The organism is Propionispora sp. 2/2-37 (assembly GCF_001298735.1).
Taxonomy (GTDB): domain Bacteria; phylum Bacillota; class Negativicutes; order Propionisporales; family Propionisporaceae; genus Propionispora.
Map to the genome: position 1 here is coordinate 188,491 of NZ_CYSP01000005.1, position 19,561 is coordinate 208,051.

Here is a 19,561-nt window from a genome sequence, read left to right on the forward strand (position 1 = left end):
CATAAAAGATGCGAAAATAGTATAGTAATAGTGTCGTAACTGACCTAGGTCAGTATAATTTTATAAAAATAATATCTGTATTGTCAAGAAAAAAGTTAGGTAATGATGCTGGAGATGCCCGAGCCAGAAATAATACATTAACCTTAGCTGAAAAAGAGCAGGCCGCCAAGTGAGGGACCTTTACGCGGACGTTGCCTGGCAAGTTGCCATACAGGTCTTGATTACTACGAAATGTGATTGGGCTTTGCCTGCTTGAACTTTTGAGCTGCTCTAAACTTAGTCCTTTATATGGGGTGGTACATATGAAAGAAAATATTTTGGGTACAGAAAGTATTGGTAAGTTATTTTTGCAATATAGTATTCCGACTATTGCAGCCATGTTGTTTTTAGGCCTGAATACAATTGTGGACGGATTATTTGTAGGCCGCTATATAGGGGCTGATGCTTTGGCTTCCGTTAATATCGCGATGCCTTTCAGTAGTTTCTTATTTGCGCTTAGTGTGATTATCGGCATTGGTGCACAAAGCCTGATTGGCAGAAAACTGGGGGCGGGCAGTGCCGTGGCAGCCAATACCGCTTTTACAACAGCGGTGGTGCTCGCCGGCGGAGTTTCGCTGCTGTTTACGGCAGCCGCTATACTCTTTCCTGTTCAGATTGCGTATTTTTTGGGAGCCAATGAACATTTAATGCCGCAGGTTGCCGCTTATATTCGTTATTTAGGGTTATTTTTGCCCTTTTTGGCGCTGATGATGGTGCTGGATTATGCATTGAAAACGGTAGCTATGCCTGTTTATGCCATGCTGGCCCTGGTGATTGCCGTCGGCAGTCATATGTTGTTTAATTGGCTGCTGATTGCAAAGTTTGCATTGGGCATTAAAGGGGCGGCCTTTGCTACGGGGATTGGTTTTATTATTGCATTTGCTATGGCGGTCCTGCCGTTCTTTGCTAAAAAGGCGGTGCTAAAACCGTTTGCCGGCAGTTTTGATAAACATGCGGCCGGACATATTCTCTATAGCGGTTTATCCGGGGGACTGAGCGAAATGGGTACAGGGATTACCACTTTTTTATTCAATATTACGCTGATGCGTTATGTGGGTGAAATCGGTGTGGCTGCCTTTACCGTCATTAGTTACTTGGCGTTTATGGGTAATAATGTACTGATCGGATTATCCGATGGCGTGGGGGCAATCATCAGCTACAATTATGGTAGCCGGCAGATAGAGCGTGTGAAAAAGGCCTTACAGTTGGTTTCTGTTGCCGCTTTTGTGATTGGTGTGGGTATTTTTATGGCGATTTTTATTTTTAGCAAAGAAGTCATTGCTATGTTTTTAAATGAAGGAAATGAAGCGGTGCTTGCTTTCGCTGTGTATGGTGCAAAGCTCTATGCGTTTGCCTTTCTCGTTAATGGTTTGAATATCGTTGTAGCCGGTTATTTTACAGCCATTGGCAGTCCGAAGAAGGCGGTATTCATCGCTTTGAGCAAAGGGCTCTTATGGATAGCGGCCGGTATTGCGGTGTTACCAGTTTTATTTGGCATTCAGGGCATCTGGCTGACGGTTCCTATCGCAGAAATTGTTACGGTTGTGTTGTCGGGATTCTTATTGCATCGGCACTTTAAACATCAAATCGTTTATATCAATGAGGAAGGAAAGGCTTAGCTTGATTGACTAAATAATTGATGATGTGAAGAGCGGTTATAATGCAAGAATACTGGGACATTTACTGGCATGGGATTATCAGGATTAAATCACAAGGGGAAGAGGATGGCTTCTTTGAGTAGTGTCATACCATCATCCTCCCTATCTCGCGGATCGTGTTGATTTTGCATGGATAAAGGCGCATCCAGAATGATGTAACGTCGTTCCCGATGCGCCTTATCGATTTTACTTAGTGGCCGCCACAGCCATGACCGTGGTGATCGTCATGGTCATGGCCGCAGGCATTGCCAGAGTCGATAAGTTCGCCACGCAGATAGAGGGCAACCAGGTTTTCCGGCGTGTCCGATGGGGCGCCACAGGTGACCTTGATGCCGCGTTCCTGCAGAATCGCCTGGGCCGCTTCGCCCATGCCGCCAACTAAAATGTCGGTGCAGCCCTGGTCGGCTACCCAGTTGGGAATGACGCCAGGTGCATGCGGCGGCGGGGTCAGGGTTTCTTGTTTGGCAATCTTGCCGTTTTCTACAGTGACGATGGCAAATTGTTCGCAGTGGCCAAAATGAGTACAAAGTTTTCCTCCAGCTAACGGAATGGCAATTTTCATGGTTACATCAGCACCTTTCTGTTTATTGGGAAGTTGCTGCAGCATTTGGTCTACAACATGCTGCATTTCTTCTTTGGTATGAGTGGTTAAGCTGTCAATAGCCTGGCCGGCATCGCCGGCGGTGACTACGCCGGGATCAATCGGCAGTCGCCCCAGGAAGGGAATGCTTGAGGCGGAGGCCGTTTTTTCGCCGCCGCCGCTTTTAAAGATGGCATGCAGGCTGCCGCAGGTAGGACAGACAAACCCACTCATATTTTCAATAAGCCCCAACACCGGCATATTGACTTTCCGGCAAAACTGGATGGATTTGCGCACATCCGCCAAAGCGATTTCTTGCGGGGTTGTTACGATGACAGCCTGGCAGCCGGTAACGGTTTGGGCTACTGTCAGTGGCTCATCACCTGTTCCGGGCGGACTGTCAATGATGAGAAAATCAAGTGGACCCCAGTTTACATCCGCCAAAAACTGACGAATAATGCCGATTTTTACCGGGCCGCGCCAGATGAGCGGGTCGTCAGGCTGCTCCAATAAACCTTGGATGGATACGACTTTTAACTTGTCGGTATAATGGTAAGGCTGAATCAGGTTGCCGCTAAAATTGAGTTTAAAGCCGGTAAGTCCCAGCAGCCCGGCGATGCTGGGACCGTGCACATCCACATCCAGCAGGCCGACCTGATAACCCTGGTTGCTCAAAAACACTGCCAGGTTGGTGGCAACCGTACTTTTGCCGACACCGCCCTTGCCGCTCATAACGACAATTTTGTGATCGACCTTTTGCAAAAACTGGTTGATCTTTTTGGTTTGTGCGTCAAACTCATGGTTTGTGGTGTTACAGGACATTTTGAAATCCATCTCCTTAGTTTTTGTGAAGTTATACTATTTTTTCATATCCAGCGCGTTTGGTACGGCGATGGCCGTCAGCTTGCCGGATTGAAAAGCTGCCAGAGCCTCTGCCGCGGTGCCGTTCATTTCGCCCAGAGAATACATGGCGATTTGTTCGGCCTGCAGCACTTTAAAGGCTTTGGGGCCGACATGACCGGTGATGAGGACCCTGGCACCGGTTTTGGCCAGCGTCTGGCCTGCCTGAATACCCGCCCCGTGGGCGGCTTCCAGGTTTTGCGTATTGGGCAGAGCAGTCCAGGCGTCTTTCTCCTCATCATAGAGGACGAAATAGTCGGCCCGGCCGAATCGGGAATCGACGGTTGCCTGTCGGTCTTCGCCATGGGCCGTAATGGCAATTTTCATTAGTTTTCCTCGCTTTCTTGTTATTAGTCTGTTAAACCAAGGCAATAGCCAGCATAAATAGCTCCCAAGGGATTTTGGGACAGCAGGCGGTCTTTGGCTACGAGTGTGGATACCGGAGCCGTGGAGTGACGGTTAAAAATCATGTCATGTTCTACGCAAAGACCGACGGCAAAGTTTAATTCCGTGTTTGCGTCGTTTAAGATGTTGGCCTGTATGGCCGGATTGCACATAGCTTCATAGCGGTCCGCTTTGAGTTGTTCCAGATCAAGCTGGTGTTTATCGAACCCGCAGACTTTGCAGCATACGGAGTGCACGGTAAAAAACTTTTGGAAATATTGCACAATATATTTGGCTTCTTTGGCTAACCCGATGCAAAAGGCTACGTCGATGGCGGTACAGCCCATCTCCTGGGCAAACTTTACGCTTTACCTTTGAATGTTTAATTGGCTGGCGAGGGTTTGCCATAATTTTGTCAGCTCGTCTTTGACGTCATTTTCCGGTAGTTCCAATACGGTTTTACCGGATAGCACAGCACTGCGAAAGGCGTTGCTATAGGGAATCTGGCCGAAGACAGGAATGTCTTTGCTCTGGCACCAGGTTATCATTTGCCGTGTATTTTTCGGGTGCAGTGTACTCTTGTTGATGCATACAGCCATAGGCAATTGAAAGTGCGCCACTAAATCGGCTAGCCGGGCCAGGTCATGCATACCGGATACGGATGGTTCCACGACCGCCAGCGCTAAACTGGCGCCGGACAGAGCAGCGATGGCCGGGCAGCCGATGCCGGGCGGTCCATCGGTGATAATAAGCGGCAGATGACGGCTCTCAGCAATTTTTTTTGCTTCCTGTCGCACTTTGCTCACTAATTTGCCGGAGTTTTCTACCGATAGGCCAAGTTCTGCGTGAATTAAGCAGCCCAAGCGGGTATCGGACACAAACCAGTGTCCCGCTTGTTTTTCCTGCATGCTGATGGCATGTTCCGGGCAGTTAAAGGCGCATACGCCGCAGCCTTCGCAATTGAGCGGCGTTGTGATCACGCCGGCGGTAATGGCTTCAAACCGGCATAAATCGGTGCATTTGCTGCAACGGGTGCAGACCTTTTCCTCAATATGCGGTTGAAATCCGGCTGTAAACGCATGGGTTTCACAAATGGCAGCGCCACTGATTAAATGAAAATTCGCCGCATCGACGTCGCAGTCTACGAGTACTTTTTGCGGAGCCAGGAAGGCAAGTGCGGCGCTGATGCTGGTTTTGCCGGTACCGCCTTTGCCGCTGACAATGACGAGTTCTTTCATGCTTCCGTACTCCTTTCGGACGTAAGTTGACGCCAGATAGCGGCGGCGATGGTTTGGAATTCATTCGGTATGCAGCCGGCGGCATATTGTTCAGCAAAGGAAAGACTGTGGGGGATTTTGGCCAAGACGGGAATCCGGCGGCTGTCGCACAAGGCTTCAATGCTTTCATCGCCGCTGGCCGTGTCGCTTTTATTAATCACAACACCTGTCGGGATTTGGAGCAGGCGGGTAATATTCATGGCTAATTCCAGGTCATGCCTGCCAAAAGGAGTTGGTTCGGTAACCAGAAGACAAAAGTCGCTGTTTTTGACGGCAGTGACCATGGAGCAGGAGGTGCCGGGCGGGCAATCCAGTAAGACGTCTCCAGCAAGCTTGGCAGTTTCTTGCCGCATCTTCTTGATGAGCGGCACGGCACTGGGTGTACCGATTTTTAGTGTGCCACTCACTACATGAACGCCGGGATGCGCCACGGACGTTCCAGTCATCAGGGTGCCAATGGTTTTTGGTTCTTCGCTTATGGCCTGTTGCCGGCAGGCGAGCAGGCAGCCGCCGCAACTGTGGCATAATTCGTCAAATAATAACGCGGTTTTACCGGTAATCGCAATGGCATTAAACAGGCAAACAGCGGAGCAGGCACCGCAGCCATTGCACAACGCGGAATCAATGTGCGGAATGGTGACGGTAACTTCGTAACCGGGGTCTTGCCATGTTGGTTGTAAAAACAAATGGCAGTTCGGCTCTTCGACATCGCAGTCGACTAGCGTAATATTGGAATGCGAAGCGGCCAGCAGCAGGGCTAGCGTGGTTTTGCCGGTGCCGCCTTTACCGCTGGCAATGCTAATCAGCATAGGAGTTCCTCCTTTTGCGGGGATGAATAAAAGGGGGGCTCTTTACTATCTTGATGGGGAGATGAGAAGTAAATCTCTTTGTGGCTATGATAGCGAAGAGCCAGGTGGGAATGATTATTCGGCCTTGCGGTTTTGCCTGGCTAGATTCCGTAGGTTAGCCGCTTGTGCTTCCAAGCGTTCGGCTTGTTCTTCCAGGGGTTCAGGCATTGCGGAAGTATTACCGGCAAAGCCGAAGCCGCCTTGTCTGCCGCGACCAAAGCCAGTGCCAAAGCGATTGCCAAACCCCATTCGTTGGCAGCCGCCGCGCCCGCGGCCTAGTGGTCCATTGCCCATAGGGCCTGTTCCATCTCCTCTTGGCATAAAAATCACCTCCTCTCGCAAAACTTGAACTATATTTCATAATCAAATTAAAAAAATACAGCAACTTATATTATATGAAATCGATGTTTATTTGGTAATCAGAATGGTTTCCATTAGGAGCCTGTATCATGCTAGAAATTTAGCGGTACTCTTCCGAGGTTTGCCCCTGCTTGATCAAATAATCCTGGATGGCCGCGCGCAAAGCCGCCGTGCCGAGATTTGAACAGTGTTGTTTCGCCTCGGGTAAGCCGTCCAGCGCGTCAATGATATCCTGTTCCGTGATTTCCAGAGCAGCCTGAAGGGTTTTTCCCTTAGCGAGGACGGTTGTCATGCTGCCGGAAGCGATGGCGGCTCCGCAACCGAAAATAAGAAAACTGATATCGTGAATGATTCCTTCCCGGACTTTGATAAAGATCATGCAATTGTCGCCGCAGCCGGGTTCGCCGATTCTGCCGACTCCGTCCGCATCCGGCATGTACCAGGCGTTTTGGGGTGACAGGAAATGCTCAATTACCTTTTCGGAATACATGGGAGACCTCCTTGTTGCTTATTCCGTGAAATATATTTCATAATTAGGATAAAATTTTTATTCTTCGTCCCGGCATGCATTGGAAGCCTGGCACGCAGGACACTTTAAATCCTGGCAGCGTTGCCCGGTCCCGCGGGGCAAGGTCCATTTGTGACCACAGGTCTGACAGGTAAAATGGCGCAGACTGGTTTGGCAACGGTGGGCAATGCGGAAATTGCCGCCGTCTACCCGCAGGGCATGGCCCTGCCATAAGGCTGATGCTATTTTTTGATGTGCCGTACTGATAATCCGGTGAAAGGTGGGGCGGGATACTTCCATACGTTCCGCTGCCGCCCCCTGGTCCAACTGTTCAATATCCGCCAGGCGAATGGCTTCCATTTCCTCAATGGTTAAAGTCACTTCTTCCAGCATGCGCAGGGGAACTCCGGCGGGCTTGTAGTGAGTCACTGGCGGCAGTTGTTCAACTCGACGTTCTTTATGTGGACGGCCCATAAGTGCTCCTTTCAAATTATGAACTATATTTCATAATTAATATATTATATCAAGCGAGAAATGTCAAGAAATTAGATCGATGTTTCTTTTTGCTTTTCAACAGCATGGATTGCTGTGATGGCCGCGTTCACTGCCTCATTACTGCCTAATAAAGCCATCGTATTCACATGCTGAGGGCAGTTTCCAACGACTTCAACGGCGATAACGTTCCCTGCTTTTTGGCCGATATCCGTGTAGTAAAATAAGCTGGGAAGATCCGTTTGAATAAGACCTATTGCATCAAAATGTGTGTCTTCTACTTGTTTTCTTGCTTCCGGTGGCATCCGTCGCAGTAATAAACCAATGGTGTTGGGACGAGGGGCACGAATAACACGCGTAATCAGCATTATGATCACCTTCTTTATTTTAATCATGAAACGGGGATATCAACAAGGCTACCACATCGCCTGTTTTTATATTACCACCTTTTACGATGATGCCAAACCGGCCTTCTCTGCTAACAATTAATAGTCGATGCCCTTGCGGGAGGATATTCCCTATTGATAATAATGACGAATTTCCCGCATGTATGGTCGCGGCAGCCATGCCCATTATGTTTTGTTATCACCGTTTATTACTTCTTTTCCGGCATTCCGTGAGGAGCAGAGAAAACTAATTAACTGATACTGCGTTGTACCTTATGATTTAACAATTAATTGTGGAATATATTTCATAATTAATATATAATTTTTAGTAGGTTGATGTCAAGAATATATTGTCATTTGCTTAGTATCATTTTCGAGCCCAGCACCAAACCAGTAACATACCGAAGCTGACATAAAAACTGCGGCTGGTAAAAGAATGCGTCGGGTAACTGCCGAGTACGGCTCCCGGCAGGGTTACCAGGCTAAACCGGATGGCTGCGTCATAATATATTTTTTCTGCCTGATATAGGCGAACGTACCGGACAGGGCATTGAAAAAAACGACCGCCACGAAGTGCCGACCGCGTGCTGAAGCACGGCATCATCTCCAGAGGGTGTGGTTTTTGGGTGAAGGAAAGTACAAGTCTTAGGTTTGCACTTTGGAGTCGGCTTGATTCTGTTAACAGTGTCTTATGGTGATACTGTTGGCGTGGCCCGCGCCGCTGTTATTGACGGTGACTACGCTGATTGTTGCTATGGTAGCGGTAAAAACGATACATGCTTTTCGCCGTAACACATTTTGTACCGGATTAACGGGGATTTTCCAGCCTTTGTGGGCGCATGTGATTACAGCCCGCGTGGTAGTATTATCATAGCTTCAGGGATTAAAACCGATACCGAAAGGATGAGATGGTATGGTACATAAATTTAACATGGAAAGCAAGCATAAGTTGGACAACCCGCAGCGGCGCAAACTCCTTCCGCCGGAAGAAACACTGCGTCGTCTGGGATTAAAGAGTGGCGACATCATGGCCGATATCGGCTGCGGCATCGGCTATTTTACGTTGCCGGCCGCCCGGATCGTTGGCAGTCAAGGCAAGGTATACGGCCTGGACATTATGGCGGAAATGATTGAAGAGACAAAAAGTAAGATCAGAGAAAACCACTTGACGAATGTAGAACTTGTACAGGTAAGGGAAAATGATTTTGTGCTGGCCGATCAAACGGTAGGGTATGCTTTTGCCTGCCTGGTTGCGCATGAGGCGGAAGAGCCCTTGGCTTTTTTTCGGGAAGTGGCAAGAATACTGCAGCCTACCGGTCGGATTGTCACTATTGAGTGGGCCAAGCAGCACAGCATGATGGGACCGCCCCTGGAGCACAGACTGGATAGTGGGGACGTGGCCGACGTATTGCGGCAGTGCGGATTTACCAACCTGCAGCAGATGGCCGTGAATGCCGAGATGTATGCAGTGATAGGCGAAAGGGCTATAGTGGGTATGGCTTTAGGGCATTGATTGTTTTTACATTACAATACGGCGATAAACGATATTATCCTGCAAAGTTCCTAGTTTGTTCCGAATTTGGCCTCATTTTGGCCATACTGATCATTTATACTAAATCACGAGAGGAAAGGAGGTTGTTTTCTATGAAAAAAGTAACTTTAATCGCGATGGTGGCTTTGTTGGTGGTAGCATGCAGCGGTTTGGCAATGGCCGCTCAGGCGCAAGTGCCGGCGCAAGCTGCCGGAGTTGGCAATTGTCCTTTTTATGGGATGTACCAGAATAACTTGACCGATGAGCAGAAAGCGCAGATTGACACCTGGCGGCAGCAGTGGCTGGAACAAAGAAAAGAGATGCTGGCTAAACAAGTAGAATGGGGCTGGCTTACGCAAGACCAGGCCAATCAGCAAATTTCCTGGATGGAGCAGCGCATCGCTAACGGCGCTGGTCCGGGAATGATGGGGCATATGCGCGGCAGCGGCATGGGCGGCAATTGTCGTAACTGGTAGACAACAGGCCTCATTATCCAAGAGCCTGCCGGGTAAGCGGCCAGGCTCTTTTTTCACGGTAGGGCCTATGGTATAGTAATAGCAAGTACTTGGCTAAGAGGTGATACGATGGATGGCAAAACGGTATTGATTGTCGACGATGAAGAACAAATCCGGGAATTGCTGTCGCTTTACTTTAAGCAGGCGGAGTTTACCGTGGCCGAGGCGGCCGACGGCGCTGCTGCGCTCCTTGCCTTGCAGGAAGTGCAGCCGGATATTGTCATTCTGGATATTATGATGCCTGTTCTTGATGGTATAGAGGTATGCCGGCAAATTCGTAAGGTTTCTACTGTGCCGATTATTATGCTTACCGCCCGGACGCAGGATGACGACCGTATTCTGGGGCTGGAAATTGGTGCCGACGACTATGTGGCCAAACCTTTCAATCCGCGAGAAATGGTGGCCCGGGTCAAAGCTGTGTTGCGGCGGACGGCCGCGCCTCAGCAGTATGCGCCTAACGACAGCCTTGCTTTTCCCGACCTTACCATCAATATGGCCGAACACAGCGTGACGGTCTCTGGACAACCCGTCGCATTAGCCAATAAAGAACTGGAAGTATTGTGGCAGCTTGCTTCCCACGCTGGTAAAGTATTATCCCGGGAACAGTTGTTAAAACTAGTGTGGGATTATAGCTATACCGGGGATACCCGTACTGTGGATACCCATGTCAAACGTCTGCGCAAAAAGCTGGGAGCCGGGACGGATACACCATGGGATATAAAAACAATCTGGGGCATTGGCTATAAGTTTGAGGTGAGAAAGTGAAAGTATCCCTGCAATATAAACTGCTGGCAGCGTTTATGGCGGTGGTCGTTCTGGTGTTGGCCGGGGTTGGTATCGGCGGCTCCATTCTTATTCGCGACTACTTTATTGCCAGTAAACGGCACGAACTTACCGATAAGGCGTATGAAATGGCACGAATGGTCAATGCCTACTATGACGGGCAGATTACGCGGGAACAGCTGCATAACTTTGTTAATAGTGTGGACAGTTTCTTGGATGCGCGGGTTTGGGTAGTGGACCAGGAGTTAAACCTGATTACCGTGTCCGAAGAACAGCCCAGAGAAGCCGCAAGGCAGCGCCGGCCGGCGCCGGTTATAAGACCCAGTCCCATGCGTCCCGGCTGGCGGAATTGCGACCCTGCCGGTAATCAAGGCGGTATGATGATGGGCCCACCCTGGCAGCAATCCAATCAATCGGGTGATAGTAATAACGGCTCTGTTGATGGCGGGCAAGGCAGGCAAAAGAGAATGCGTGGCCATGGCATGGGGGGACGTCCTGGTTTATCGGACGGGCAGCCGGTACAATCATCCTTCAATGCAACTGTACCATCACTGCCGGCGATTGCAAGTCAGCTTGCGGTAGACCAGGCACTGACAATTAACAGGGAACAGACAGCTCAGGGAAACTTTCCCCTTGTTCTTGATATGGGAAAAGAGTCGCAGGCAGCCTCTGGTGCCGCCGTCAGTTTAACAGACATTACAGGAATGTCGGAAATTATTCAGGCGGTACAAGCCAACTATGGTCAGGTTTGGGCTAAGACCTATTATCACCCCTATTATGAAGAAAATATGCTCATCGTGGCCGTTCCCCTTCAACGCTCGGACGGAAGTATGAACGGTACGGTTATGATCAATGCGCCGCTTACGGAATTTGACGGTTTTTTACAGCATGTCTATGCTTATCTAGCTTATGCCGGTTTGGCGGCCATCCTGTTTGCCATGGGCTTGGCCGCCTATATGGCCCGTGGTATCGTACGGCCGTTGAAAGCCATGAAAGAAACAGCGGCGGCCATGGCCCGCGGTGATTATGCGCGGCGGGTGACGGTAGCTGACTGTGATGAAGTGGGCGAACTGGGGCATTCTCTAAATTCTTTAGCCCAAGACCTGGGGGACTATGTCCGGCAGATGGAAGTGACTGAAAACATGCGCCGGGAGTTTGTGGCTAATGTGTCGCATGAACTGAGGACACCGCTTACCATCTTGCACGGCTATAACCAGGCTCTGCAGGATGGCACCATCACCGACCCGGCAAAGGTAAAAAAATATTACCGCATCATGGGGGACGAAATCCAGCGGCTGGAAAAACTGATTGCCGACCTATTGGATTTAAGTCAGCTGCAGGCGAACGGGATTGTATTAGAGTTGGAAGATGTTTCGCTGGGAGAAGTGGTGGATAATGTGAACACGTTGTTGAAACAGAAAAGTGAAGCCCAGGGGGTTACGCTGGCGGTTGACACTGATCCGGTTGTTCCGAGCATCAGAGGGGATGGTGACCGGCTGACCCAATTGGTGCTGATTTTGATGGATAATGCCCTGAAATTTACGCCGGCGGGTGGTCAAATTACTACTCGTCTGGTGGTCGAAGACAAAGCCGCAGTGCTGACCATTGCCGATACAGGTATGGGCATTGCAGCGGAAGACCTGCCGCATGTCTGGGAACGCTTTTATAAAGCGGATAAATCCCGTGCCAGCGGAGGCACGGGATTGGGGCTGGCCATTGCCAGACAGATTATCGAATTGCACGGAGCGACGGTAGATGTAGCTAGCGTCTGTGGCGAAGGCACGGCCTTTACCATACGGTTTCCGGTTGAAAGAAACAATACACAAGAGGTGAAATAACATGTGTGCATGGTTTGGCGGTCCCGGAGCCGGAGGCTGGTTCGGGGGCGGAATATTTATGATGCTACCGATGCTTATATTTTGGGGCCTTATTTTGTGGGGCGGTTTTATCCTGGGGCGAAAGCTCATACTGGTAAGCCAGGAAAACCGGCCGGCAGGGGAATCACGAACGGCCCTGGAAATTTTAAAAGAGCGTTATGCCAAAGGAGAAATCAGCCGGGAAGAATTTGAAAAGATGAAACAAGATTTATTATAGTCGTTGTTCGATGCAACGGATTAGCGATGGCTGTTATTTGATTTGCCAATATTGACGATTCCTCATACCGGGCCACAGGTCCGGTTTTCTTTTTCAGGAATACGGATAAATTACCCACTTGGCCACCTACGGACCTATCGCCCTAGCGAGTGCAGACGGCGCACCAGCCCTTGGCATGCTTTCCGCCTACCGTCAACTTTGCATAATTGGCTGATGAAAAAAAAGATCATCGATAAAAGGGCTGACCTTCACATTGTGGTCAGCCCTTTTGTGTGGGCGCCGTATTATGCAGAAAGGGTAAGTTAAATTTTTCTCCTTACAACATAGAGATTGCTAAGGATAAATTTATATATTATGAGCTTGTTCAGGGTGATTCGAATTGACATCCTGAATGAGCTCTCTTTTTTTGTTCTATAAAAATTTCATTAAGGCATTATTCTACTGAAGTTAATTCCTGATTGTAACGCTTATAGCGATATCTAGTTCCAAACCTTGTGGCTTTTTATTATTAAATTCAAATCAAAAACTAAATGATACATAAATCCTGTAATTAAGCCAATACCAGTGTATTTTTCCGATAGTATTAGTGAATGCGTTTAGCCCATTCGAGAGTATAGTTTGGCAACGTATATCGAAAAAATGAGGAGGAAAGTGTAATGAGTAATGTCGATGCGGTTTCCAGTACGTCAAATTATTACAAGTCTGGCAGTTCAAGTACCAACAAATCTAACAGCGATCTCCAATTTGAGGATTTCATCAACCTGTTGGCATCTGAGCTTAAGTATCAAGATCCAACAGACCCGGTAAGCAGTACCGAATATGTAGCCCAAATGGCGCAGTTTAGCTCGTTAAGTGAGATGGAAAACATCCATTCAGCGATGGACAGCGTTCAAGCTTACGATATGATTGGCAAAAGTGTGATCTATCAAGCAACCGATTCCACAGGGGAAACCGTGCTGAAAGGCGGGACGGTGGACTCAGTAATTACAAGCAATGGAACTACGTATCTCTCCGTTGGCGGCGAGTTAGTAGAATTGAGCTCGGTCCTTAAGACGGCCAACACGGATAAGATTGCTAATTCCGAAGCGTATAGCCTGATAGGCAAAACCGTGACCTATCAAACCGTCGATTCTGCGGGGAAAACCACCGAGAAAACCGGAAAGGTGGATTCGGTAGTTATCCAAGATGGAACTGCGTACCTCTCCGTTGACGGTGAGTTAGTAGGGTTGAGTTCGGTCGTTAAGGTGGCCGACAGTTCGTCAAGCTCTTAAACAGGTGTATACCAAGAAATATAATCAGCCGGACCGCCTGCGGGGGCTGAAAACTATTTCCGAACGACAGAAGAGATAGTACTAGGAGGAATATTCATTATGATGAGCGCGTTTTTTTCTGCAGTTTCAGGAATGAAATCGCAGACTACGGGTCTAAATAACATCGCTAACAATATTGCCAATGTCAATACTACCGGCTACAAAAGCCAAAGGACCACTTTTAGTGATCTTCTCAGCCAGACTATTAGAAGCGCTTCCGGTGCTACAGCGAATTCAGGCGGCACTAATCCTTCGCAAATCGGTTCTGGTGTCGGTGTTTCCGGTACGAGTACCAATATGACTCCAGGCAGTACTCAGTATACTGGTATCGCTACTGATTTAGCCATTAGCGGCGATGGCTTTTTCGTAGTAGCTAACGGCGACGGCACTTACTCATATACCCGGGAAGGCGATATAGGATGGGATTTGGCTGGCAATCTGATGATTGGCGGGAAACAAGTGTGCGGATGGATGAAAAAGGATGCCAACGGCAATATCATAACAAACGGCGAGCCCGAGCCGCTCAATTTTTATTCCGATGATTACGTTGGCAATAAAAAGACGATGGCTGCCAACCAAACTTCAGAGGCCGCTTACAGTGGTGTTCTCAATTCTTCGAAAACGGCACACGGAACAGCTTTGGACAATATCGGCACCGTTCCCACTACGCCCGATGCGACAACAAGTGTGACGTATTACGATACCCAGGGCAACGCCTACAACGTTACGAGAAATTGGTATAAGTGCTATACCAATAACACCGATTCTAATAACCCGGTAACCAGTTGGTATTATGAGGATACTTGCTCGAATGGAACCATTTCTCCTTCCAGCGGCTACGTCCAATTTGACAAAAGTGGCAATCTAACCAGTCCTACTACTCCAACGACGCAAACCGTGACACCGGGCAGCGGCGTCGGAACGGCTCCGTTTACTGTAAAAGGTGATTTGAGCAAAATTACGACCGGCAATAGTACATCAGGCGTTAGCGCTACTCAGGACGGTTACACGACTGGGACGTTGCAGAGCTTCGGCTTCAATGCGAACGGAGAAATCATTGGCACCTATAACAATAATAAAACCCAGATTTTGGGGCAAGTGGCATTAGGCACATTCACTAACCCTGCCGGTTTGGAAAAAACGGGTAACAATCTGTATAAAGCATCGGCTAACTCCGGCACTGTGAGTTACTATGCCGCCGGTGACGGCGGTACATCTGCACTGGGGACCAGCTGTCTGGAGATGTCCAATGTCGATTTGGCACAGGAATTCAGCAATATGATGATTACTCAGCGTGCCTATCAAGCCAGCAGCAAAGTTATTTCCACTTCCGATGATATGTTGCAGTCTCTTATTAATATGAAATAACGGTTAACACCTGGAACGTAAGAATTTTTTTGACATGCCGGTTGCGGGAACAATTCCTGCAACCGGCATGTGGTAGTACTTTCGAAAGGGAGAAGCAGAAATGATTTCGACTTTTGGTACTTACAGTATTTCCCAATCGGGGATGAGGGCCAGTCAGGCCGCTCTGACTGCGTCAAGCAATAATCTAGCCAATGTCAACACCAATGGGGCTTCGCGGGTACGGGTGGCCAATCGCGATACGAGTGTCACCCAGACGGACGGAACGACACGGAGTAGCGGCGTCGATGTGGCGTCGATTACCCGGGCCCGCGATGCACTTCTGGATGCTGCTTACCGCACCGAAAACAGCGACTACAGCCATTGGGCAGTAAAAAACGGCAATTTGGAATATATGCAGAAACTGCTGGGGGAATTTGACGCTGACGATGGCACTTCCAGCGACGGTTTGCAAGAGCTTATCAATAAATTTTTTAGCCGTTGGGATACCTTGTCCGGAGGTGCTGACAACAGAACTAGTCGGCAGGCGGTTACCGACGCTGCCGCAAAACTACTCAAGGGAATGTCCGAAGTCGACGAGCAATTGAAAGAATTGCAGCAAGATGCTGTCAGTGGGGTTACCGATGGTGTGGACAGTTTGAATACACTGGCAGAGCAAGTGGCCGGACTAAACCAGCGAATCAGTGCGGCCGAGGTGAACGGTTCAGAGGCCAGCTACCTGCGGGACCAGCGGGACGCTCTGATTGATCAGATGTCTTCGCTGGCTGATGTCCGTGTCAACGAAGCTAACGGCGTTTTCACGGTCACTATCGGCGGGGCGACGCTGGTAGACGGCGCTACCACCCGCAAGTTGACAGTGGAAGGAAGCGGAACGGAGAGTGACCCGTTGAGTCTGAAGTGGGCGGATACGGGCAAAGGAGCGGTTATTTCCAGTGGGAGCATTGCCGCCTATCTGGAAGATGCCAACCAAACCGGCTATGAGAATATCGACGGCAGCAGTTTGCGCTATGATTTTACTGCCGGTTCTATTAGTTCGATTACCAACTTGCGTCAGGCTTTGAACGATTTGGTTACGACCATTGCTCAAGAAGTCAATTCTTTGCATACTTCCGGTTCGGACCTTAAAGGGAATGCGGGGTTGCCTTTCTTTACGTCAATTGATTCGAGTCAACCGTTGAGTATCGATAATATTCAGGTTAATCCTGCGCTCTTGGATGATCCGGACCTTGTTGTTACTGCGGCAGCCGGCGCTAAGTCGGGCGACAACTCTATCTCCGATGCAATTTACGGTCTGAGTGAGAAAAATATTTTTAAATTCAACGGACTGGCAATGAACCCTGCCAATTTTTATAAAACGGTGGTTTCCTGGGTCGGTACGCTCGGTGACAATGCTAATAACAGCTATGAAACGCAGGAAGCTTTGGTCAACCAGGTAGACAATCAGCGACAGTCGATTTCCAGCATTTCGCTGGATGAGGAAATGTCAAACTTGATCAAATATCAGAATGCCTATAGTGCCAATGCCCGGGTATTAAGCACCATAGACGGTTTGATCGGTGATTTACTTGATACTGTAGATTAAGGGGGAAGGGAAATGGCTTCAACTTTTGCGGGATTGTCTATTGCCAGCCGCGGTTTATTGGCCAGCCAGATAGGAACGGCAACAACCACCAACAATATGAGTAATGTGAATACTCCCGGCTATTCACGGCAGGTAGTCAATCAGGTCGCCATCGGTCCGGCGGCGGTTTATAGCCGTAATACCGTGGGTGCGGGGGCCGATGTCACCTCGGTTAGCAGAGTGAACAGTTATCGTCTTAACCAGAAGTACTGGCAGCAAAATTGTTCGTTGGGCGAGTGGTTGACCAAGACGGAGTACCTGACAGAAATAGAAAAAGCTCTCGGGACTTCGAGCAATGATAACGGGTTCAGCAATATGATGAAAGACTTCTATGCCGCGTTGGAATCGCTGTCTACCAATGCGGGCGATTCCGCAGCCCGGGCCAAAGTTTATGAGACAGGCAATGCGGTTTGCGAGTATTTCAAAGCCGCCGCCAAATCGCTGACGCAGCTCAGGAACGATGCTAACAACGAGGTAAAAACAACGGTGGATCAAATCAACTCTTATGCCAAGCAAATAACCGAGCTTAATCAGCAAATCTCGACGGCGGCATCCGCCGGCGCTTCCACAAACGAACTGGAAGACAGACGGGACTTGCTGGTTGATGAGCTTTCCAAACTGACGGATGTCAACGTAACTGCCAACATAATAAATACGGCGAGTGACGGCACGACAACTGCAAGCTATACGGTATCGATAAACGGGCAGGAGCTCATCAGCGGCAACAATGCGCGACAGCTGGAATGCTGTACAATCACCGACGACAGCGCACAGAACGGAATGTACGGTATCAAGTGGGCAGACACCGGCGATTCGTTTAATGTGAGTAATAGCGGTACCCTGAAGGCGTGTATGGATCTTCGGGACGGAAGCGGAAGCGCCGGCAATGGTAAAGGAATCCCCTACTACATGAGTAAATTGGATAATTTTGCCCGGACGTTTGCAAAAGCCTTTAATGAAGGAATTTATGCGGACGGGAAGCAATATTACGGTGGTCATGCCGGAGGGTATGGCCTGGATGGCACTACCGGCGTTCGTTTTTTTACCTGCGACGGAGAATCGACAGCCGATTTTCTGGCCGGCGGGACGGATACGGCGACGCGTTACAACAAAATTACGGCAGCCAATATATCACTGTCCTCAGATGTTAAAGATAACAATAAAATAGCCGCGGCCTCCCAAGCACCCTCGGGTTTGGACACAACAACAGGCAGCAATAATCAAAATGCCGCCGACCTTCTCCGTATTTGCAAGGATTCACGGATGTTCAACAGCGGAACACCCGTGGATTACTACAACTCGGTTATCTCCACTCTTGGTACGGAGACCTCGTACGCTTCCAGGGAAAACGACCGCCAAACCAACATGGTTTCGTACATTGGCGACAGCCGTGCAGCGGTGTCGGGGGTATCGGAAAATGAAGAAATGGCCAATTTCTCCAAGTACCAGCAAGCTTATATCGCATCGTCTAAAGCAGTTACAACCTGGAGTGAAATCTATGAGGCTACCATCAATATGGTATCGGATTAAAATGAGGTGAATGAGTATGCGAATAACCAATAATATGATGGTTACCAATACGATCAGGAATGTCAATGCGGCGGCTAATCGCCTGAACGAGGCCACGGAACGGATAGCAAGCGAAATGAAGATCGATTTGCCGTCCGACGATCCGGTGGTAGCTACGCAGACAATAAAGTACCGCGACTATTTGGCCAAAATTGAGCAATACAAGAGTAATGCCTCGGCTGCCGCTTCCTGGCAGAAAACAACCGATAGCTCTCTAACGGGTTTGGCTGAAATTATCGGCGATATACAAAAAAAGACAAATCAGGCCGCCAACGGTACAGTAAACGACAGTAATCTGGCGGATATTAAAGCGGAGATAGAATCGAATCTGGAAGAAATCATTCAGCTTATGAATGCCGATTACGGTGGACGGCATATTTTTGGCGGGTACAGTACCGACGAGGAGCCATATGCGCTGACGGGAAAAAGCATAGCGGGAAAGGTGAGCGCTGCCTCCGGCAGCTATACCGACAGACATATCGGTATAAGTGACGATTTGCCTGCCGGTACATACTCCGTAAATGTAGCTTATAGCGACGGTACATATACAATTACTATGAATTGCGGCGACAATATCTACACGGGAACTACTACATCCATTGGGGGGACGGTTAGTTTGACCGATGCGTCGGGAAAGGTGGGAGCTGCCTTGACGGCGCCGTCAGGCGGTTTTTCCAATGGCGACGCTTTTACTGTTCCTGTCAGTATCACCAAGATGGTAACCTTTAAAGGCAAATGCCTGGGAACGGTATGTGACGGCAATTACTCCGACGACGCCATTGCTGCGCTGTATTCCGGCAATACCTATACCGACAGCGGCGTTGACGAGTCCATTAACTACAATATCGGCTATGATGCCGAAGTTGGGGTAAATACCGAAGGCCAGGATGTTATCGGTGACGGCACCGCCAATTTGTTCAATACTCTGTCTAAGCTTATCATGGCGTTAAACGGTGAAACTACCTATAAAAGTTATGATGCCAAGACGGGTAAGGTTACCAGCGGTACGCTTAATTTTAGCAGCTTATTAACCGATTTATCCACCGATTTAAACAGAGTGACTACGGCGCAAGCTACATTAGGAGCACGGATGAACTATGTGAACAGGGTGTCCGAGCGCTTGAACAATAATAAGAGCAATTATACCGAACTTTTGAGCGATACGATTGATGTGGATACCAGCGAGGCATCAATTGAGCAATCCAATGCCAATGTGGTGTATCAAGCTGCATTATCGGTAGGAGCTAAGGCAATCAGTAAATCACTGGTGGATTATATGGTGTAAACTTGTTAAAAAATTACGCACCGAATGCGAAAAATAATCAAGGCCGGAGGGGTTCC

20 protein-coding genes and 1 pseudogene are annotated in these 19,561 nt (G+C 48.9%); 12 read left to right on the plus strand and 9 right to left on the minus strand.

Features of this window, described 5'->3' with window-relative positions; all coding sequences use genetic code 11:
• Positions 1-302 precede the first annotated feature (302 nt).
• Positions 303-1,658, plus strand: a complete 1,356-nt coding sequence (locus P22_RS07010; RefSeq protein ID WP_054259517.1) for an MATE family efflux transporter — start codon at positions 303-305, stop codon at positions 1,656-1,658.
• 229 nt (positions 1,659-1,887) lie between these two features.
• On the opposite strand, the gene P22_RS07015 is transcribed toward P22_RS07010, so the two are convergent.
• The 9 genes and pseudogenes from P22_RS07015 to P22_RS07055 form a co-directional block, all read right to left on the minus strand.
• Positions 1,888-3,099: an iron-sulfur cluster carrier protein MrpORP gene (locus P22_RS07015; RefSeq protein ID WP_054259518.1), complete on the minus strand. Its 1,212-nt coding sequence runs from the start codon at positions 3,097-3,099 to the stop codon at positions 1,888-1,890.
• Between the two features lie 36 nt (positions 3,100-3,135).
• Entirely contained in the window at positions 3,136-3,549 is a 414-nt protein-coding gene (locus P22_RS07020) for a NifB/NifX family molybdenum-iron cluster-binding protein (protein ID WP_235814580.1), read from the minus strand.
• Positions 3,528-3,914: pseudogene (locus P22_RS07025) on the minus strand (DUF1847 domain-containing protein); the annotation flags it as partial. The gene P22_RS07020 and the pseudogene P22_RS07025, both read right to left, overlap by 22 nt.
• A gap of 15 nt (positions 3,915-3,929) precedes the next feature.
• Positions 3,930-4,799 carry an ATP-binding protein gene (locus tag P22_RS07030; RefSeq protein ID WP_054259521.1) on the minus strand — a complete coding sequence of 290 codons (870 nt, stop codon included), beginning with the start codon at positions 4,797-4,799 and terminating at the stop codon, positions 3,930-3,932.
• Positions 4,796-5,647, minus strand: a complete 852-nt coding sequence (locus tag P22_RS07035) for a nucleotide-binding protein (protein WP_054259522.1) — start codon at positions 5,645-5,647, stop codon at positions 4,796-4,798. The genes P22_RS07030 and P22_RS07035 overlap by 4 nt, the downstream gene beginning before the upstream one ends.
• 114 nt (positions 5,648-5,761) lie before the next feature.
• Positions 5,762-6,007, minus strand: coding sequence for a DUF5320 domain-containing protein (locus P22_RS07040; RefSeq protein WP_054259523.1), 246 nt, complete (start codon positions 6,005-6,007; stop codon positions 5,762-5,764).
• A gap of 139 nt (positions 6,008-6,146) precedes the next feature.
• On the minus strand, positions 6,147-6,536 hold the full coding sequence (locus P22_RS07045; protein ID WP_054259524.1) for an iron-sulfur cluster assembly scaffold protein: 390 nt from the start codon (positions 6,534-6,536) through the stop codon (positions 6,147-6,149).
• A 57-nt stretch (positions 6,537-6,593) separates the two neighbouring features.
• Positions 6,594-7,028 (minus strand): DUF134 domain-containing protein, encoded by a 435-nt coding sequence (locus P22_RS07050; RefSeq protein ID WP_054259525.1) that lies wholly within the window; start codon positions 7,026-7,028, stop codon positions 6,594-6,596.
• 71 nt (positions 7,029-7,099) lie between these two features.
• Positions 7,100-7,414, minus strand: a complete 315-nt coding sequence (locus tag P22_RS07055) for a hypothetical protein (protein ID WP_054259526.1) — start codon at positions 7,412-7,414, stop codon at positions 7,100-7,102.
• A gap of 709 nt (positions 7,415-8,123) precedes the next feature.
• Between P22_RS07055 and P22_RS07060 the strand changes: the two genes are divergently transcribed.
• The 11 genes from P22_RS07060 (at position 8,124) to flgL (ending at position 19,505) form a co-directional block, all read left to right on the plus strand.
• Positions 8,124-8,306: a hypothetical protein gene (locus tag P22_RS07060; protein WP_054259527.1), complete on the plus strand. Its 183-nt coding sequence runs from the start codon at positions 8,124-8,126 to the stop codon at positions 8,304-8,306.
• A 39-nt stretch (positions 8,307-8,345) separates the two neighbouring features.
• Positions 8,346-8,945 (plus strand): class I SAM-dependent methyltransferase, encoded by a 600-nt coding sequence (locus P22_RS07065; RefSeq protein ID WP_054259528.1) that lies wholly within the window; start codon positions 8,346-8,348, stop codon positions 8,943-8,945.
• Between the two features lie 131 nt (positions 8,946-9,076).
• Positions 9,077-9,439: a DUF2680 domain-containing protein gene (locus tag P22_RS07070; RefSeq protein WP_054259529.1), complete on the plus strand. Its 363-nt coding sequence runs from the start codon at positions 9,077-9,079 to the stop codon at positions 9,437-9,439.
• A 108-nt stretch (positions 9,440-9,547) separates the two neighbouring features.
• On the plus strand, positions 9,548-10,243 hold the full coding sequence (locus tag P22_RS07075) for a response regulator transcription factor (protein WP_054259530.1): 696 nt from the start codon (positions 9,548-9,550) through the stop codon (positions 10,241-10,243).
• A complete protein-coding gene (locus P22_RS07080; RefSeq protein ID WP_054259531.1) occupies positions 10,240-12,099 on the plus strand; it encodes a HAMP domain-containing sensor histidine kinase in 1,860 nt (619 codons plus the stop codon). Before P22_RS07075 ends, P22_RS07080 begins: the two co-directional genes overlap by 4 nt.
• Position 12,100: 1 nt before the next feature.
• Complete coding sequence (locus tag P22_RS07085; RefSeq protein ID WP_054259532.1) at positions 12,101-12,355, plus strand: SHOCT domain-containing protein; 255 nt, start codon at positions 12,101-12,103, stop codon at positions 12,353-12,355.
• A 656-nt stretch (positions 12,356-13,011) separates the two neighbouring features.
• A complete protein-coding gene (locus P22_RS07090; RefSeq protein ID WP_054259533.1) occupies positions 13,012-13,626 on the plus strand; it encodes a flagellar hook assembly protein FlgD in 615 nt (204 codons plus the stop codon).
• Between the two features lie 99 nt (positions 13,627-13,725).
• Positions 13,726-15,033, plus strand: coding sequence for a flagellar hook protein FlgE (locus P22_RS07095; RefSeq protein WP_054259534.1), 1,308 nt, complete (start codon positions 13,726-13,728; stop codon positions 15,031-15,033).
• A gap of 100 nt (positions 15,034-15,133) precedes the next feature.
• Complete coding sequence (gene flgK, locus P22_RS07100) at positions 15,134-16,612, plus strand: flagellar hook-associated protein FlgK (RefSeq protein ID WP_054259535.1); 1,479 nt, start codon at positions 15,134-15,136, stop codon at positions 16,610-16,612.
• Positions 16,613-16,624: 12 nt separating this feature from the next.
• Complete coding sequence (flgK, locus tag P22_RS07105) at positions 16,625-18,181, plus strand: flagellar hook-associated protein FlgK (protein WP_054259536.1); 1,557 nt, start codon at positions 16,625-16,627, stop codon at positions 18,179-18,181.
• A gap of 16 nt (positions 18,182-18,197) precedes the next feature.
• Positions 18,198-19,505, plus strand: coding sequence for a flagellar hook-associated protein FlgL (gene flgL / locus P22_RS07110; protein ID WP_054259537.1), 1,308 nt, complete (start codon positions 18,198-18,200; stop codon positions 19,503-19,505).
• Positions 19,506-19,561 lie beyond the last annotated feature (56 nt).

Bases quoted from the DNA above. Each gene is read 5' to 3' on its own strand.
- P22_RS07095 (WP_054259534.1), top strand. From the start codon at position 13,726: ATGATGAGCGCGTTTTTTTCTGCAGTTTCAGGAATGAAATCGCAGACT.
- P22_RS07050 (WP_054259525.1), bottom strand. From the start codon at position 7,028: ATGGGCCGTCCACATAAAGAACGTCGAGTTGAACAACTGCCGCCAGTG.
- P22_RS07090 (WP_054259533.1), top strand. From the start codon at position 13,012: ATGAGTAATGTCGATGCGGTTTCCAGTACGTCAAATTATTACAAGTCT.
- P22_RS07040 (WP_054259523.1), bottom strand. From the start codon at position 6,007: ATGCCAAGAGGAGATGGAACAGGCCCTATGGGCAATGGACCACTAGGC.
- P22_RS07060 (WP_054259527.1), top strand. From the start codon at position 8,124: ATGGTGATACTGTTGGCGTGGCCCGCGCCGCTGTTATTGACGGTGACT.
- flgL (WP_054259537.1), top strand. From the start codon at position 18,198: ATGCGAATAACCAATAATATGATGGTTACCAATACGATCAGGAATGTC.
- P22_RS07015 (WP_054259518.1), bottom strand. From the start codon at position 3,099: ATGTCCTGTAACACCACAAACCATGAGTTTGACGCACAAACCAAAAAG.
- P22_RS07075 (WP_054259530.1), top strand. From the start codon at position 9,548: ATGGATGGCAAAACGGTATTGATTGTCGACGATGAAGAACAAATCCGG.
- flgK (WP_054259535.1), top strand. From the start codon at position 15,134: ATGATTTCGACTTTTGGTACTTACAGTATTTCCCAATCGGGGATGAGG.
- P22_RS07030 (WP_054259521.1), bottom strand. From the start codon at position 4,799: ATGAAAGAACTCGTCATTGTCAGCGGCAAAGGCGGTACCGGCAAAACC.
- flgK (WP_054259536.1), top strand. From the start codon at position 16,625: ATGGCTTCAACTTTTGCGGGATTGTCTATTGCCAGCCGCGGTTTATTG.
- P22_RS07085 (WP_054259532.1), top strand. From the start codon at position 12,101: ATGTGTGCATGGTTTGGCGGTCCCGGAGCCGGAGGCTGGTTCGGGGGC.
- P22_RS07055 (WP_054259526.1), bottom strand. From the start codon at position 7,414: ATGCTGATTACGCGTGTTATTCGTGCCCCTCGTCCCAACACCATTGGT.
- P22_RS07045 (WP_054259524.1), bottom strand. From the start codon at position 6,536: ATGTATTCCGAAAAGGTAATTGAGCATTTCCTGTCACCCCAAAACGCC.
- P22_RS07065 (WP_054259528.1), top strand. From the start codon at position 8,346: ATGGTACATAAATTTAACATGGAAAGCAAGCATAAGTTGGACAACCCG.
- P22_RS07070 (WP_054259529.1), top strand. From the start codon at position 9,077: ATGAAAAAAGTAACTTTAATCGCGATGGTGGCTTTGTTGGTGGTAGCA.
- P22_RS07035 (WP_054259522.1), bottom strand. From the start codon at position 5,647: ATGCTGATTAGCATTGCCAGCGGTAAAGGCGGCACCGGCAAAACCACG.
- P22_RS07010 (WP_054259517.1), top strand. From the start codon at position 303: ATGAAAGAAAATATTTTGGGTACAGAAAGTATTGGTAAGTTATTTTTG.